Consider the following 14,881-nt stretch of genomic DNA (forward strand, 5'->3'; position numbering starts at 1 on the left):
TATTTATCAACAAAAATGAGTTACCTGCAAGCCCAATGTAATAGAGAGTATTTCAATTTATGACTGACGCACTTGACGTATTTGTATCAGCCCATTCTTTTCGGGAAAAAGATTTGCGAGATAAAACTGTAGTAATGATTGATGTGCTGCGGGCAAGTTCCACCATGGTGACAGCACTGCATCACGGTGCCAAGGGAGTTATTCCGGTGGGCAATATGGATGAAGCGGGCAAAATATCCCGGAATTTAGATTCAGAAAGTTTTTTGATGAGCGGCGAAAAGAACGGTGTCAAAATTGATGGATATGATTTGACTAACTCCCCGCTGGAACATGCAGCAGATGTAGTTACGGGAAAAACGGTCATATTAAATACAACCAACGGTACCAAGGCGATAGATCGAGCAGATCACGCAGATAAAATTCTTGTAGGATCTTTTTTAAATTTAGATGCAGTGGTTAAACATCTGCAAGATGAGAAAAACGAGATAGTGTTGGTTTGTGCAGGCTGGCGGGGACGCCTTTCGTTTGAGGATTTACTTTGTGCTGGAAATATTATTTACGAACTTTGCTCTGGAAACCTGTCAAATACAGCAGCAGATGGCGCAAAAGTAGCTTTTGGTCTTTATGAAAAATTTGCGGATGATATAGAAAACAGTATCATGTCATCGAATTATGCCGAACGGCTGGAAGGTATCGTAAGTAAAGATGACATATCGTATTGCTGTCAACGCAACGAATTGCAGAATTTACCAGCATTAAATAAAGGAATCATTACAAGTTTAGATGACACAGCAAACTAATTCGGGAAATATTTTTGGCGGACTTTCGGAATCTCGGAAAATGGAAATTATCGGGATTCTAATTATGGCTGTCGGCGGTCTGCTGGGGTTGAGTATCATAACCTACGACCCGGGCGATTTTGCGGTCATCCAGTCCTTATCAAACGACAGTCTGTTTGCCCTTGACCAAGGTCCGGTATTACGGGTGCAGAATGCACTCGGAATTATTGGTGCTTATCTGGCTCAATTTTTTGTGCACTTGCTTTTTGGATATATGAGCATCATTGTGCCGTTTTTTATCATCAGTTACGGCTGGTTTATTTTTCGTGATCGTGATACAAGTCCATTGCTATGGACTACGGCCTACGGCATTTGGAGTATGGTACTTTTTTCCACCATTCTGGGATGGATGAATATTAATTACGATTTAGTATCATCTGTTTGGAGTGGGTCATCGGGCATTGCCACTGCGCAAGGTCTTCAAAAATTTACTGCTCCGGTGGGGTCCATTATTATTCTCACCGTATTTTTTATTACAACTTTGCTGGCCTTTTTGGATCGTGATCTTCAGCAAACGGTAGAGCGATGTAAGGAATGGATTGCTGGTATTAAAGCATCTTTTGCAGAGTGGAAAGAAAAACGACGCCAGCGAAAAGAAGCAAAGCGCAAAGAAAAGAAACAACAAGAACAGCAACAAAAAGTTGAACAACAGCGCAAAGCCGAGCGCCAGGCACAGCAGCGTACTCCCAAAGAGACTCAGCCACAACAGCAAAGCCGGCAAGAACCGGAGCGTAAGGAACAACAGTATCAAGAGCCCGAAGAGCAGGACGAAGGAGAAGATGATTCACAGTCTATAGCTGATATTGTGGCAAAATCGCAGAAGCAGGATCGGGAGCGTATACAGCAAGAAAAGGAGGATGTGCAATCGCTCGAAAACCGTCCGCGCGCTGATATTGAAAAGAATAAAGTTGCCGAAGCTGAAGAAGATGACGTTGATATTTCGGTCTATGTGGGTGAAGGAGATGAACAGGCCGATGAGAAAGAGCTAGACAAACAAAATAAAGACAAGGCTAAAGAAATTCCGCGGGTCAAATATAAGTTCCCGACTATTGATTTGCTGGATTCTCCGCCCAATGAAGGCAATGACGTTGACCTTGATGAAATCAAAGAGAATAAACGTATTATTCTCGACAAGCTACAGCGCCACAATATTGAGATTCGCAGCATCAACGCTATTGTAGGTCCCACCGTTACACTTTATGAACTTGATCCAGCTCCTGATGTTAAGATCAGCAAGATCGAAAGTTATGCCAACGATCTGAAGATGGCAACGGCTGCAAAAGGATTACGTATTATGGCGCCAATCCCCGGTCGATCTGCCGTAGGTATTGAGGTGCCGAACGGAGCCCGTGAAACGGTATTTATAAAGACCGTTATTAATACCAAGAAATTTGTGGAAAGTGACCATGAGTTGCCGCTGGCTTTCGGTAAGACCATCGAGAATGATGTGTTTATGGTAGATCTGACGAAGATGCCGCACCTGTTGATTGCTGGTGCAACCGGATCCGGTAAAACAGTGGGTATCAATACTATTATTACCTGCCTGTTGTATAAGTGTCATCCCGACGATCTGAAGTTTGTGATGATTGATCCCAAGAAGATTGAGCTATCGCTGTATCAAAAGATTGAAGATCACTTTTTAGCGACCTTGCCCGGTGAAGATGAGCCTATTGTTACGGATACAACGACAGCTCAGGAAACGCTGGAAAGCCTTACCAAAGAGATGGATGAGCGTTACGACTTGCTTAAAGAAGGAATGGTACGCAATATCCAAGCTTATAATGAGAAGTTTGATAATGGAGAACTGGACGAAGAAGAGGGGCATCGCCACTTGCCATACATTGTGGTACTTATTGATGAGCTAGCTGATCTGATGATGACGGCCGGTAAACAAATTGAGGAACCTATTGCCAGGCTGGCTCAACTTGCCCGTGCAGTGGGCATCCATTTGGTGGTTGCTACTCAGCGTCCGTCGGTAAATGTTATTACCGGAACTATTAAGGCGAACTTTCCGGCGCGGATGGCTTATCAGGTGGCCTCGAAAGTGGATTCCAGAACTATCCTCGATACCGGCGGTGCTGATCAGCTTATTGGCCGCGGAGATATGCTGTTTACCAACGGGGGTGGAATGACACGTATCCAGAATGCCTTTGTGTCTACTGAGGAGGTCGAAGAGATTACCGACTTTATTGGTAACCAGAAAGGGTATAATAAAAAGTATGAACTGCCTGTTTTACAAGATGAGTCTTCGTCGGGCGGTGACATTCCAGACCCGCTGGAAGATATTGACGAACTCTTTGAGTCAGCAGCCAAAGTGATTGTACTGCACCAGCAAGGTTCGGTATCACTGTTGCAGCGCAAGCTTAAAATTGGTTATAATCGTGCTGGCCGTATTGTAGATCAATTATTTAACGCAGGCATTGTGGGACCTTATCAGGGAAGCACGGCGCGCGATGTTCTGGTAGAAGATGAAGAAGAATTGGAACAAGTATTAGATGATCTTGACGAATTTGAACGATAGCGTATTACAATTTTTGAGTTTTCTGTTCTTTTTATGCGGATGCTCACTTGCCCTTCAAGCACAAGACACTCCGCTGGATGACCTCAAACAAAAGTTTGAGACTAACTATATTTTTAAAGCCCAATTCCACCATCAGTCCATTGATTCTTATACACAGGATACAATGTCCAGCCGTGGTCAAATTTGGGTCGGTGGCACCCAATATAAAGTGAAGACAGAGCATCAGACAGTTGTTGTAGATGGTAAAATGTCGATGGTATATGATAAAAATAGGAGCAGAGTCATTATCAGTAAATATGAACCTTCGGAAGATGATTTTGCTCCCTCCCGAATTTTAAATGGTATCGATTCTACCTTTACTGTACAGTCGCAGGAAATACGTGACAACCAGCATTATATTCGTCTCGGTTCAGACGATCCTTTTGCTATCTATAAAAAAGTTGAAATTCATCTTGCCAAGACACTTATCCCGCAGAAGATCCGGGCGGTTGATCCTGTAGATAATGTGATTACGACCACCTTTAGCAACGGAGAATTTGTAAGTCTTCGCAAAAACATTTTTGAATTGGATTATCCCGACAATACCGAAGTGGTAGATATGCGAAGTGAATAAAGAGAGGTTATTTTCAGGGATGGGGATAGCGAACAATCATCAGTATGCAGCTTAACGAAAGAATAGTGAACACCCAGTAATTCTTATTGGTTAAATGTCCGAATCAAAAAAACCGTATAAACGCGTATTAAAAATAGGGTTAGCCCTTGCATTGGGTGCGCTATTTATGTGGTTGGCCTTTCGTAATGTCCGGCTGCAAGAGGTGTGGCAGTATGCGCAAAATATACAGTTCGGCTGGATACTCCCCTTTGCTGTATCGGCCTTGCTTAGCCATGTTTTTAGAGCTGAGCGCTGGCGGTTGCTTATCGAACACGACAATGATGAACTAGACCGGGTGACGCTTATTTCGGGGGTCTTGGTTGGCTATTTGATGAATATCGTCGGTCCACGGCTGGGAGAAGTTTCGCGCCCGCTGTATGTAGCCAAAAAAGAAGACCTAAGCACCTCAAAGCTGATGGGCACCATTGTGCTCGAACGTATTATTGACGTAGTAGTCATGGCCTTTTTGATGCTTGTAGTTTCGGTGTATGTAATTTCAGATCCTGATTTATTGCGCCAAATTTTTGGAGATCAAACCATTAGTTTTTTAACGAATGAATCCAGTTTATCTACTTATGGTTGGGCAGGGTTGCTGCTAATCGTTTTTGCAGCAATTGGATATCTGGGAATCAAATTTATTCTGTATTTGGGCTCCAAATTTGAAGTGCTACAAAAATGGATTGATAAGGCTAAAAGTGCGCTTATCATGTTTAAAGATGGACTTCTTTCAGCCAGAGAAGTTGAGCGCTGGGGGCTTTTTGTAGTTTATACCGCCTGTATTTGGTTTTGCTATACGCTTATGACCTATATTCCTTTTTGGATGTTTGATCTGCAGGAAGTTTATAATCTTGACATGCTTGATGCCTTGGTCATCACTGTTATTTCGGCTATCGGTATTGCTATACCCTCACCCGGCGGTATTGGTACCTATCACTATTTTGTAAAACAGTCGTTACTGGTACTATATGCTGTCCCAGCGGTTACCGGTATTGCTTATGCCACAGTTACCCATGCCTCTATGGTAATTTTTGTAGCAAGTATTACGCCCGTGTTTTTATTTATTGATAAACTTAGATCCACAAAGGCCGGTAAATCGGTTGTTTAGGACAGGTTAGGATTTTTTTAGACTGATTCTTTAATTATTGGAAACAGTTACATTCTTTTGGGATATAAAAAGGAGTTGGACTATTAATCGTTGCCAAAAAATTAGTACCTTATCGAAAGGTTTTCTTTCAGTGAGTATGACGAGCTTTATGAAAAAAATTGTACCATTTACATTTGTACTTTTATGGGCACTGTTCATTGCATTGCCGGCCAGTGGTCAAGATCAGCAACAGGGGAGTGAAAATTCACTACTCCCGGAAATAGATCCTCAGGATATTGAAATTCGCAGTCAGTTTAAGGCCCAGTTCCCCGGTCTGCGGCGGCAGCCCATTCTGGGTTTTGATCCTACACCGCGTGTCTATCAGATTGATCCCAACCGCACGCCCTATTTAGAAGACCGCGATCAGGCTGTAGCTGATCTGGAAGTTAGTAATTTGTCACGTCCGGCCCCTCCGGAATATACCCCCTTTCATTATTCTTCTGATATTAATGCCTTTGCCCGTATGGGGATAGGCAGTTATCTGAGTCCCGAAGCCCAATTTTGGGGTGTCAGCCGTATATCTGATAAAAGTTATGTGGGAGGTAATTTTGATTATAGTTCCTCCGATGGTCACCTGCAGAACCAAGCCAGTAGCTTTCGTTTTGTGGATGCCAATGGCCAATTTGTAACGAAGTTGAGCTCCGAAGGTAAGCTAAGTTTCACAGGCGGGTATGCCAACAGCTTTAATCAATTACCGAACTATGGTTCGGGTGGTCCTATTCCTGATAACGCTCGTAAAACATACAGTGGATTTCGATTGGGGGCAGGATTTGATCATCACAAGAATACGGTGACTGGCTGGAAAGTCCGCGCTAACGTTCGATATTTTAATACTGGGCTGGATAATGCAGGCAGTCTGCTCACACAGGAATCTGAAGAGCGAGTGTTTAACATTTCTGTAGCAAAGCAGTGGGCCGGTTCGCATCCCAACGAAGTATTCACCATTAAGGGAGGGACAAATGGTGGGAATTATGAGCATAATACATCCTCTGGCATAATAAATGACAGTTGGATTACGGCACGCGGCGGCGTGGGGTATGAGCGACTCTTTAATTATCAGACACAGCTTTCTGCTGATGCGCAGATTTTTTATATCGATAATCCATTTAGGGATAATATTTATTTTGGTCCGTCTGTAGTGGTGGAACAGACGATAACAGATATGTTAAGTGTAAAGCTGCAGGCCAAGGGTCGCCCGACGGTTACTACGCTCGAAGATCACCAGACTCAAAATCGTTTTTTGGGAACGGATGATCGTCTGCAGCACTCATATCGCATAAATGGATCGGCGGAGGTGCAGGTAGCACACGATAAGTTAGGCTCGCTGGATGTAGGTATCCGGTATGAAAATACGTCCAATGACCCTGTATATGCCAGAGACAGAAATAATTTGGGAACCTCTGTTTTAGACTTTTACGGTATAGCTTATTTGGATACCTATACTATTGGAGCTTATGCCAATGCCACGCATCAGCTTGTTCCAGAACGGCTTTGGTTTGATGCAAAGATTTATTGGCAGTCGCCGAAGGTACAAGGTGGCGGACGCACCCCATACGAAGAAAAGGTAGGTATAAGTTCCACGTTTCGAGCACGGTTTTTTGATAGATTAACTATTGAACTATGGGGTGACTATATAGGATCCCGGGAGACTTTTCGAACAAATAGTACGTTGTCCGGTTATGTGATAACGGGTAGCCGCGCTGAAATGAATATTACTAAAAATGTTGGGGCTTACGTTAAATTTGTGAATATTCTTAACCAAGACTATCAGGTTTGGCAAGGATATGCTGAACGGCCGTTTCAAGTGTACGGTGGCTTAACTGTAAAATTATAATATGTGATGGATAGTGATTTTCTACAGGCATTTTCGGAGGTAGTTCGTAATGAGGTATCCCAAAATAATGAAGTGCATGTAGAGGGCATCGGATGCTTTGTTTCGGAGCATCAAAAGCAATATCAGAAAAAGTTTGACGACGGACGTGTTGTGATGATGCCCCCAAAGAATACTATCAGTTTTATTCCTAAAAAGGATTCGGAGGTATGATTATCGACAAGCAAGAGCTTATACAACTTCTCGTAAACAAGACTGATTTAGATGAACAAGAGGTTCGAAATCAGCTTGCAGAACTGATCAAAAAAATTAAAAATGCTGCCCAAGAGGGCAAAGAGTTCGAAATAGAAGCGTTTGGGACCTTTTCGATGGAAGAGGGAATGCTGCAGTTTACCCCCAGCGAAACGCTTTCGACCGAAATCAACAATAAGTACTCGGGTATGAAACCCATTGAGTTGATTGGTTCATTTGAAGGAATTGATGAAGAAGGACCGACTGTAGAAGAGCAGCAGAATCGAGAAACCGATGATACTGAAGAAAAAGGATCGGTGTTTGATGAAGCTTTCGGCAAAAAAGAAGGAAAAGATAAAAAAGAAGGTGGGTTTAGCCTCGAAGGGTTTAAATCTACTCCCCAGGGAGGAGCAAAGCCAGAGTCCGAAGAAGAGGAAAAAACCGACGAGCCCGAGCAGGCGGAGACTGAGAGTACTGATGAAGAGCCTGAAAAGGAGGAAGCACCCGAGCATCAAACAGAAGAACCGGTAGCTGAAGAGGATGACTTAAAAGAAGATTTAGTGGAAGCTTCATCAGCGACGGAGGATTCCGAGGAGGAAGCAGATGTAGTGGAGCCGGATGAAGAAGATGCATTTGATTTAGCAGCATTTACAGGTGAATCCGAAGATGAAGAAGAGTCTGAGTCTGAAACCGAAGAAATTGATATTTCGGACGAATCAGAAGATATAACGGAGGAAGAGCCTGATGAGCAAGAAACACTTGCTTCTGAAGAAACAGCTTCCCAAGAAAAAGCGGAAGCTGAACCCACCTCAGAAACAACGGAAGAAAAAGCAGAAGAAGAACCATCCGAAGAAAAATTTAACCTGGATGCTTTTATTGGTCCTGAGGAGCCTGAGAAAACAGACAGTAAAGGAAAAGGGGAAGAACCAGAAGGCGATGAACAAGAAGAGGTGGCCAAAGATAAAGAAGAGCCGGAGCCATCTGAAGAGGTCGATTATCTACAGCACGGCTTAAAGGATACATCGGCATCTGATGAAGATGAGTCTGTATCTGAAGAGGAGCTGCAAGACGATGTGGTTGAAGCAGGGATTGATGACGAAGAAGAGCTTGTGGCTGAGGAACGGGAAGAAGAGGATGAGCCCGAACCTGTATTAGATAAAGAATCTTCTGCAACAGCAGATGAAACCGACAAAGAGAAGCCCATTGAGCGTATATTGGCAGTAGCCGTAGTGATTATTGTCATTGTATTAATAGGATTGAAAGTCTATGATCTGGGCCTGCTGGGCAATAAAAGCTCTGATAGTACGTCAACAATATCAGAAGTGCCAGCAGAGCAACAGCAAACGCCGAACCAACAGCAGGATGAGGTACCGGCAAACCAGCAGCAAATTGATCAGCAGGAGTCAACGAACGGTGAACAGGCATCATCCGATGAGCAAGAAGGCCAAATGACTGATCAAACGGGCGCCACTACATCAGAAACCGGAGATACTGGTTCTGGTGAAAAATCTGAGCAGAATACGGAACCTGAGGCGTCCGAAGAAGTACAAAATGATGACATGTCCGAACAAGAAGCAGTTGAGGAGTCGCAGCAAACATCGCAGAACACCTATGGACTGCATGGGCAGGAGAATTCATCTATTGTTGAGGGATATACCATTGTGATTCACTCATTCCAAAACAATGAAACGGCGATTAATAAGAAGGCGGAGCTTCGTGAACAGGGATTTCGCGTACTGATTCGCCAAGCTACGGTTAACGGCACAACTTATTACCGGGTGGCACTTGGACAGTTTGAGACCTTATCAGCAGCCAAGAGTGCAACTAGTGATCTGCCGGAGCGTTACCGTGGCAATAACTTTATTCAACAAATTTAATTACTGAACAGTTATTAGATTTTTCTTATGCAACTATTCGTTTTCTTTTTGATACAAACGCAAAGCGACACCGCTGCGGCTGCAGATTCATTGAGTCTGGCAGCCCAGCAAGATAATATGTCAATGTTTGAGCTGCTATCCGAAGGTGGAGTGCTGATGATTCCACTGTTCATATTATCGCTGGTAGCTATATATGTAATAGCAGAACGGTGGCGGTCACTCAATAATGCCCGTATTGAAGTTGACGGATTTTTACGCACCGTTGGGGAGATGCTTAAAGACGGTGATCGGGAACGAGCACTTACCTATTGCGATGGCATTGATAAACCACTGCCCCGAATCTTTAAAGCAGGTATCCGTCGGCTGGGTCGCTCTATTCGTGATATTGAAGATGCCCTTAGCAACGCCGGCAAAAAAGAAATTTATCATCTCGAGAAGCGGATGAACTGGTTAGCGACCATTGCCGGTGTAGCGCCGCTCATCGGTTTTACCGGAACGGTAACCGGTATGATTGAGGCATTTATGGATATCCAGTCGCTGCAGGGGAATGTAAACCCCAGTGTGCTGGCGGGCGGTATATGGGAAGCGCTCATTACTACGGCTACGGGACTAATTGTCGGTATTATTGCTTATGGATTTTATAATTTCTTGCTCGGAAAAATAAATCGTATGGTTCACGAGTTAGAAAATGCTTCGGCTGATTTTATTGATATGCTACAGTCGCCGTCAAGCAAAAGTAAAAAAGAACGCACGAAGGTAGGATAATGGATTTTCGCAAAGATGATGATAGCATGGAACCGTTGACGATGTTTTCACAGTCGTCACTGACAGATATTGTGCTATTGCTACTTATTTTCTTTTTGTTGACATCCTCCTTTGTTACCAATTTTGGTATCAAAGTGGATATCCCCAAAGCAGAGACTGGTGCGCAAACACAATCGGATTTTATTACTGTTGCGGTAACGAATGATGGTGAGTTTTATGTAAATGGTGAATTAACCAGTAGTGGCATGTTATCATCGGCCATTCGCGATGCAAAGCAATCAAGCCCACAGGGCACAATGGTGTTGCGAGCAGATAAAGAAGCGATTATTGATAATGCCGTGCGAGTGATGAATATTGCCAAAGCCCTGGAGCTTAAAATTGTGATGGCTACCGAGCAGTCTTCAAGATAGAGATGCGTAATGCAGCTACCCAGCCTAAATAACGAAGATCGTTTTGCCCTTTCGGTTACGGGAGGCGTACATGTAGCGCTTGTTGTGTTTTTCGTGTTTTATACTTTTTCAATAGAAACGAATGTTCGGCCTTCGTTTATCGAAGTAGAATTCGGGCAATTTAAATCCGGCAAGCCAACACAAAAAGCCGAAGAGAAAGCTGAACAGGTTGCCACGCGTCCCGATCCATCAGAAACCGAACCTGAAAAGCCTGAACCTGAAAAACCGGATCCCGTCGAAAAACAGGAATCCACAACGAAAGAAACCACAAAAGAAGTGGATCTGTCTGACCAAGAGGAGCAGGTACAGGAAGAAGAGGTCAAAACTCCCGAAACTGACAAAGTGGATCCAAAGAAGGAAAATTCGACCGAGCAGCAGCAAGAAGTTACTGTGCCTCCCAAAACTGAAGAGGATGAGGTGCAACAACAAGGAGCAAAGAACAGCGGTGACGAAGAAGGAAATACCGGTGATGCTGATGCTGATCAGGGAACCGGGAATGAGCAGGAGAAGTCAGCCCCCTATGAATTGAAGTGGGAAGGTGACATTGAACGGAACCCTATGGTACAGCCGCTGCCTACTAATACGACTGATGCCGAAGCAACAATCACCATCCGTTTTGAAGTGCAGCCCGACGGCACGGTGGGACGGATTATTCCACTGAAAAAAATGAATCCTGAGTTGGAGCGTGAAGTGATGAAGACCCTTCGCAGTTGGCGTTTTTCACGATTACCTCCCGGTGTACCACAGCAATCACAGTGGGGCACCATTACCTTCCGCTTCGTACTTGAGTGATTTATCTAGCCGATATTTACTGACTAATGGAGAGTCTTGTTGTTGCCCTTCATTTATTATTTATACATTATCGGGTTGAAAGATCATGAATGGTTACTCCGTACTACACTGATAAGTACGGTTTAATATATGTGAAACCTTTTTATCTCATGAAAAAAATATTATTGATAATTGTTTTTGCGTTAATTGCTTTTTCTTGCTCTGAGCAGCCAACGGCGGATAAGCAAGAAAATAAACAGGAAGAGGCTATTGCCAAACAACAAGGCTGCCTGGAAGAATCCACGGACATCGAATATCCCTGTAAAAATGTAGAGCTGGTATCCCGCGTTTCAGCTAATGATTTACTCGGGGATAGGCTTAATGATATTTGGGGATGGACAGATCCGCAGACAGGCAAAGAATATGCACTGGTGGCACTTACCGATCGGGTGACATTTGTAGATATTTCAACACCCTCTGATCCTGCGGTTGTGGGTACGCTGCCGGAATCAGTTGATGGAAGCAGTACATCGTCTGTTGCTTTCCATGATGATAATGAGGCAGAAAACAAATCGGCGTGGAGGGATCTGAAAGTATATCAAAATCATGCCTATATAGTGAGTGACGGACAGCCCCATGGACTACAAGTTTTTGACTTAACCAGACTTCGGGGGATCAGTAATCCACCGAAAACATTTAGCGAAGATCTGCACTATACTGATTTCGGTAATGCTCATAACATTGCCATCAATAAAGAATCAGGTTTTGCCTACGTGGTAGGATCCGACAGGTTTGGGGGCGGGTTATACATGTTGGACTTGAGCACCCCAAAAGATCCGCAACTTGTGGGCCACCATCAGGACCAAACGGTTGGGACTACTTCTCCCGGTTATGTACATGATACGCAGTGCGTGATGTACGATGGACCCGATACTGATTATGCTGGTCAGGAACTGTGCTTTAATGCCAGCGAATCGCATTTTATGATTTCCGATGTGTCTGACAAGCAGGCACCTGTCACGGTTGCCAAAAGCACGTATCCGGGCAATGAATATGCGCATCAAGGGTGGTTAACTGAAGATCAGCGTTATTTTTTGCTTGATGATGAGCTGGATGAATATAGAAATAATATAGTTACCCAAACATATATTTGGGACCTGCAGGATTTAGATAACCCCAAGTTAATTGGCACTTATGAATCAGCCCAGACATCCATTGACCACAATCAATATGTGAAAGGCGATATGACCTACCAAGCCAATTATACGGCAGGCTTGCGTATCCTTAGTTTAAGCAATGTCGGTGATGGAAAGTTGAAAGAAGTGGCCTATTTTGATACCTATCCGGCTGGAGATGGACCAAATTTTGATGGAGCATGGAGCAATTATCCCTTCTTTGAAAGCGGATTGGTGATTGTCAGTGATGTATCAAACGGACTTTTCGTGTTGGATCCTAAATTATAAATGATATTGATATGAGACGTTTGTCCAGAGTATTTGCGGGAGTTGTCTTCGGTATTTTATTATTAAGTGCTAGTGCCACGGTGGCACAAGAGATGCAGGTATCGTCCAAACAACAGGTTGCTGCAGCAGTGAGTGCTGCCCCTGATGAAATGCAGTCTGGTACAGCCGTTTTAGGATACAAAGATTCCGGCAAATTGATACAGCTCCGAGAGGGGAGTAATAAATTAATTTGCATTGCCGATAAGCCCGGAGATGATGAATTCCACGTGGCCTGCTACCACAAAGATTTGGAGCCCTTTATGAAGCGGGGACGCGAGCTTCGCGCACAAGGGTTATCAACAGCAAAAGTGGACAGCCTTCGCCGGGCAGAGGTTAAGGCCGGCAAGCTGGAGTTACCCCGCAAAGCAATGGCACTGTACTCATTGACTGCATCAAAAGGGAGTTATGACTATGAAACGGGGACGATAACAAATGCATCGCCGCTCTATGTGATTTATGTACCCTTTGCCACTTCTACTACTACCGGCTTATCCGAAAAACCGGCTAGCAAGGGAGCACCCTGGATTATGGAACCCGGTAAACCATGGGCGCATATTATGGTAGTTACGGGGCGGAACGTAAGCAGTAGCACTGATGATGAAAACAAGTAGCCTTTCCCTCATTCAAAGTATTATTTAAAATCCAGTTGAACGGTACCGCTGAATGTAGTGGTCGCCAGTTTGGACTGCTGTCGTTACATCTGTTGTCTTAATCGTTTTGTTGGTGGATGCTTTGGCGGGGGTCATTAACAGTAAGGTCCCGAGCAATGATAACGTAAAAACGACTACGATTTGTTTGATATATTTTCTTCGTTTATTCATGGTATGTGGTGCATAGTTTAATTTATGAAAGTAGCTAACAATAGCCCTTTACGATAGGGAGATAAAAGTGTTACAGCGGGAGCGCAAATTGCCGTAAATCAGTAGGAGAGATGCTCGCAATTCATTATTTTCTTTGCAGTTATTTTGATTGATAAAAATTACCACACCATGAAACTACCATTTTTTCTCGCGAAACGATTTGTGGCGGGAGAATCTTTTGATCAGGCCATCCCCAAAGTAGAACAAATTAACAGCAAGGGTATTCACGTAACGCTCGACCTACTGGGCGAAAATGTGGATGATCGTGCCACCGCAGATGATACGGTACGAAGTTATATAAAGCTGCTGAATGATATTAACGAGGCGGGTCTTGACAGTACTATTTCTATTAAGCTCACTATGCTGGGGCTTGATATAGATCGGGAGTATTGCCGCAATAATTTGTTTGAGCTGTTGGATACTGCTCGCGAAACTGATCAGTTTGTCCGTATTGACATGGAAGGCTCTGACTATACCCAGCCTACTATTGATTTATTTAAGGAGGCACACAATGAATACGGCAGTCATGTAGGCATTGTATTGCAAGCCTATTTGTACCGTACAGAACAGGATGTCGCAGAGTTGGCAGAGATGGGTGCCGATGTTCGGATGTGCAAGGGGGCATACAGCGAACCCAAAGATATAGCACTGCAGAAAATGGACGATATTCGCCAAGCCTTCAAGCAATACACCAAGGTATTGCTCGAAAAAACACCTTATCCCCGTATAGCTACTCATGATGATGAGCTTATCGACTGGGTACAAGGTTATGTTGATCAAAAAAATATATCACCGGATAATTTTGAATTCCAGATGTTGTATGGCCTGCGCCAACAAACTATGGAAGATTTTGTGGCAAACGGATACAACGCCCGTATTTATGTACCCTTTGGCACTATGTGGTTTCCCTATTTCAAGCGCCGCCTGATGGAACGAAAAGAAAACATCTGGTTTGTGTTGTCCACGCTATTCCAAAAATAACGCCTGAATATGTGGCTACAGCCTGAAATTCATCGGTATATTATGGCCACGGCTTTTGTTGTTACTGGCCTCTTGCACTTTATCAGGCCGCAGGTCTTTGTAAAGATTATGCCGGATTATATACCTTGGCATTTAGCAATGGTGTATGGTAGCGGTGTGGCGGAATTGATGGGGGCCATAGGAATTCTGTTTCAAGAAACGAGGTTGTGGGCCGGAGGTGGTTTGATTTTGCTACTCATTGCAGTATTCCCGGCCAATATTAATATGACAATAGAAGCGATAGAAAAAACAGGATACAGCTCGTGGTATTCTATTATAACTATAGCTCGACTTCCGCTACAATTTGTCCTCATCTACTGGGTGTATTGGGCGTGTTTGAGATAGCCGGGAATGTGAGAAGCTAGAACCAGTACCTGCTAAAAGCATTTGCATAGGTTGATTAAGCAGAAAAAGGATGA

General features: G+C 43.8%; 15 protein-coding genes. 14 read left to right on the forward strand and 1 reads right to left on the reverse strand.

Annotation, left to right across the window (positions count from 1 at the left end; translation table 11 throughout):
* Positions 1 to 59: 59 nt before the first annotated feature.
* The 12 genes from LX73_RS07485 to LX73_RS07540 all read left to right on the forward strand — a co-directional run bounded on the left by LX73_RS07485 (position 60) and on the right by LX73_RS07540 (position 13,193).
* Positions 60 to 800 carry a 2-phosphosulfolactate phosphatase gene (locus LX73_RS07485; protein ID WP_148898864.1) on the forward strand — a complete coding sequence of 247 codons (741 nt, stop codon included), beginning with the start codon at positions 60 to 62 and terminating at the stop codon, positions 798 to 800.
* Positions 784 to 3,360, forward strand: a complete 2,577-nt coding sequence (locus LX73_RS07490; RefSeq protein ID WP_211359385.1) for a DNA translocase FtsK — start codon at positions 784 to 786, stop codon at positions 3,358 to 3,360. Before LX73_RS07485 ends, LX73_RS07490 begins: the two co-directional genes overlap by 17 nt.
* Complete coding sequence (locus LX73_RS07495) at positions 3,335 to 3,973, forward strand: LolA family protein (RefSeq protein WP_148898865.1); 639 nt, start codon at positions 3,335 to 3,337, stop codon at positions 3,971 to 3,973. Before LX73_RS07490 ends, LX73_RS07495 begins: the two co-directional genes overlap by 26 nt.
* 94 nt (positions 3,974 to 4,067) lie before the next feature.
* Positions 4,068 to 5,117, forward strand: coding sequence for a lysylphosphatidylglycerol synthase transmembrane domain-containing protein (locus LX73_RS07500; RefSeq protein ID WP_148898866.1), 1,050 nt, complete (start codon positions 4,068 to 4,070; stop codon positions 5,115 to 5,117).
* Positions 5,118 to 5,265: 148 nt separating this feature from the next.
* Positions 5,266 to 6,990 (forward strand): TonB-dependent receptor, encoded by a 1,725-nt coding sequence (locus LX73_RS07505; protein ID WP_148898867.1) that lies wholly within the window; start codon positions 5,266 to 5,268, stop codon positions 6,988 to 6,990.
* Between the two features lie 6 nt (positions 6,991 to 6,996).
* Positions 6,997 to 7,200, forward strand: a complete 204-nt coding sequence (locus tag LX73_RS07510) for an HU family DNA-binding protein (protein WP_148898868.1) — start codon at positions 6,997 to 6,999, stop codon at positions 7,198 to 7,200.
* Entirely contained in the window at positions 7,197 to 9,095 is a 1,899-nt protein-coding gene (locus tag LX73_RS07515) for an SPOR domain-containing protein (protein ID WP_148898869.1), read from the forward strand. Before LX73_RS07510 ends, LX73_RS07515 begins: the two co-directional genes overlap by 4 nt.
* A 27-nt stretch (positions 9,096 to 9,122) precedes the next feature.
* Positions 9,123 to 9,860, forward strand: a complete 738-nt coding sequence (locus LX73_RS07520) for a MotA/TolQ/ExbB proton channel family protein (RefSeq protein WP_148898870.1) — start codon at positions 9,123 to 9,125, stop codon at positions 9,858 to 9,860.
* Entirely contained in the window at positions 9,860 to 10,270 is a 411-nt protein-coding gene (locus LX73_RS07525) for an ExbD/TolR family protein (protein ID WP_148898871.1), read from the forward strand. The genes LX73_RS07520 and LX73_RS07525 overlap by 1 nt, the downstream gene beginning before the upstream one ends.
* Before the next feature lie 9 nt (positions 10,271 to 10,279).
* A complete protein-coding gene (locus LX73_RS07530; protein WP_148898872.1) occupies positions 10,280 to 11,101 on the forward strand; it encodes an energy transducer TonB family protein in 822 nt (273 codons plus the stop codon).
* Positions 11,102 to 11,250: 149 nt separating this feature from the next.
* Positions 11,251 to 12,543, forward strand: a complete 1,293-nt coding sequence (locus LX73_RS07535) for a choice-of-anchor B family protein (RefSeq protein ID WP_148898873.1) — start codon at positions 11,251 to 11,253, stop codon at positions 12,541 to 12,543.
* An 11-nt stretch (positions 12,544 to 12,554) separates the two neighbouring features.
* A complete protein-coding gene (locus LX73_RS07540; protein WP_211359386.1) occupies positions 12,555 to 13,193 on the forward strand; it encodes a hypothetical protein in 639 nt (212 codons plus the stop codon).
* 24 nt (positions 13,194 to 13,217) lie between these two features.
* On the opposite strand, the gene LX73_RS07545 is transcribed toward LX73_RS07540, so the two are convergent.
* The gene (locus tag LX73_RS07545) at positions 13,218 to 13,403 is read right to left on the reverse strand and encodes a hypothetical protein (protein ID WP_148898874.1); all 186 of its coding nucleotides are present in this window, start codon (positions 13,401 to 13,403) and stop codon (positions 13,218 to 13,220) included.
* Positions 13,404 to 13,571: 168 nt separating this feature from the next.
* Here LX73_RS07545 and LX73_RS07550 point away from each other — a divergent pair, with 168 nt between their 5' ends.
* Both LX73_RS07550 and LX73_RS07555 read left to right on the forward strand, forming a co-directional pair.
* Positions 13,572 to 14,423, forward strand: a complete 852-nt coding sequence (locus tag LX73_RS07550; RefSeq protein ID WP_148898875.1) for a proline dehydrogenase family protein — start codon at positions 13,572 to 13,574, stop codon at positions 14,421 to 14,423.
* A 9-nt stretch (positions 14,424 to 14,432) separates the two neighbouring features.
* A complete protein-coding gene (locus LX73_RS07555; protein WP_148898876.1) occupies positions 14,433 to 14,807 on the forward strand; it encodes a DoxX family protein in 375 nt (124 codons plus the stop codon).
* Positions 14,808 to 14,881 lie beyond the last annotated feature (74 nt).

Origin of the sequence: Fodinibius salinus (assembly GCF_008124865.1) — a bacterium.
GTDB lineage: Bacteria > Bacteroidota > Rhodothermia > Balneolales > Balneolaceae > Fodinibius > Fodinibius salinus.

What these genes read in the sequence shown, in the direction of transcription:
- LX73_RS07485 (WP_148898864.1), top strand. Translation starts at nt 60, where the DNA reads ATGACTGACGCACTTGACGTATTTGTATCAGCCCATTCTTTTCGGGAA.
- LX73_RS07490 (WP_211359385.1), top strand. Translation starts at nt 784, where the DNA reads ATGACACAGCAAACTAATTCGGGAAATATTTTTGGCGGACTTTCGGAA.
- LX73_RS07495 (WP_148898865.1), top strand. Translation starts at nt 3,335, where the DNA reads ATGATCTTGACGAATTTGAACGATAGCGTATTACAATTTTTGAGTTTT.
- LX73_RS07500 (WP_148898866.1), top strand. Translation starts at nt 4,068, where the DNA reads ATGTCCGAATCAAAAAAACCGTATAAACGCGTATTAAAAATAGGGTTA.
- LX73_RS07505 (WP_148898867.1), top strand. Translation starts at nt 5,266, where the DNA reads ATGAAAAAAATTGTACCATTTACATTTGTACTTTTATGGGCACTGTTC.
- LX73_RS07510 (WP_148898868.1), top strand. Translation starts at nt 6,997, where the DNA reads ATGGATAGTGATTTTCTACAGGCATTTTCGGAGGTAGTTCGTAATGAG.
- LX73_RS07515 (WP_148898869.1), top strand. Translation starts at nt 7,197, where the DNA reads ATGATTATCGACAAGCAAGAGCTTATACAACTTCTCGTAAACAAGACT.
- LX73_RS07520 (WP_148898870.1), top strand. Translation starts at nt 9,123, where the DNA reads ATGCAACTATTCGTTTTCTTTTTGATACAAACGCAAAGCGACACCGCT.
- LX73_RS07525 (WP_148898871.1), top strand. Translation starts at nt 9,860, where the DNA reads ATGGATTTTCGCAAAGATGATGATAGCATGGAACCGTTGACGATGTTT.
- LX73_RS07530 (WP_148898872.1), top strand. Translation starts at nt 10,280, where the DNA reads ATGCAGCTACCCAGCCTAAATAACGAAGATCGTTTTGCCCTTTCGGTT.
- LX73_RS07535 (WP_148898873.1), top strand. Translation starts at nt 11,251, where the DNA reads ATGAAAAAAATATTATTGATAATTGTTTTTGCGTTAATTGCTTTTTCT.
- LX73_RS07540 (WP_211359386.1), top strand. Translation starts at nt 12,555, where the DNA reads ATGAGACGTTTGTCCAGAGTATTTGCGGGAGTTGTCTTCGGTATTTTA.
- LX73_RS07545 (WP_148898874.1), bottom strand. Translation starts at nt 13,403, where the DNA reads ATGAATAAACGAAGAAAATATATCAAACAAATCGTAGTCGTTTTTACG.
- LX73_RS07550 (WP_148898875.1), top strand. Translation starts at nt 13,572, where the DNA reads ATGAAACTACCATTTTTTCTCGCGAAACGATTTGTGGCGGGAGAATCT.
- LX73_RS07555 (WP_148898876.1), top strand. Translation starts at nt 14,433, where the DNA reads ATGTGGCTACAGCCTGAAATTCATCGGTATATTATGGCCACGGCTTTT.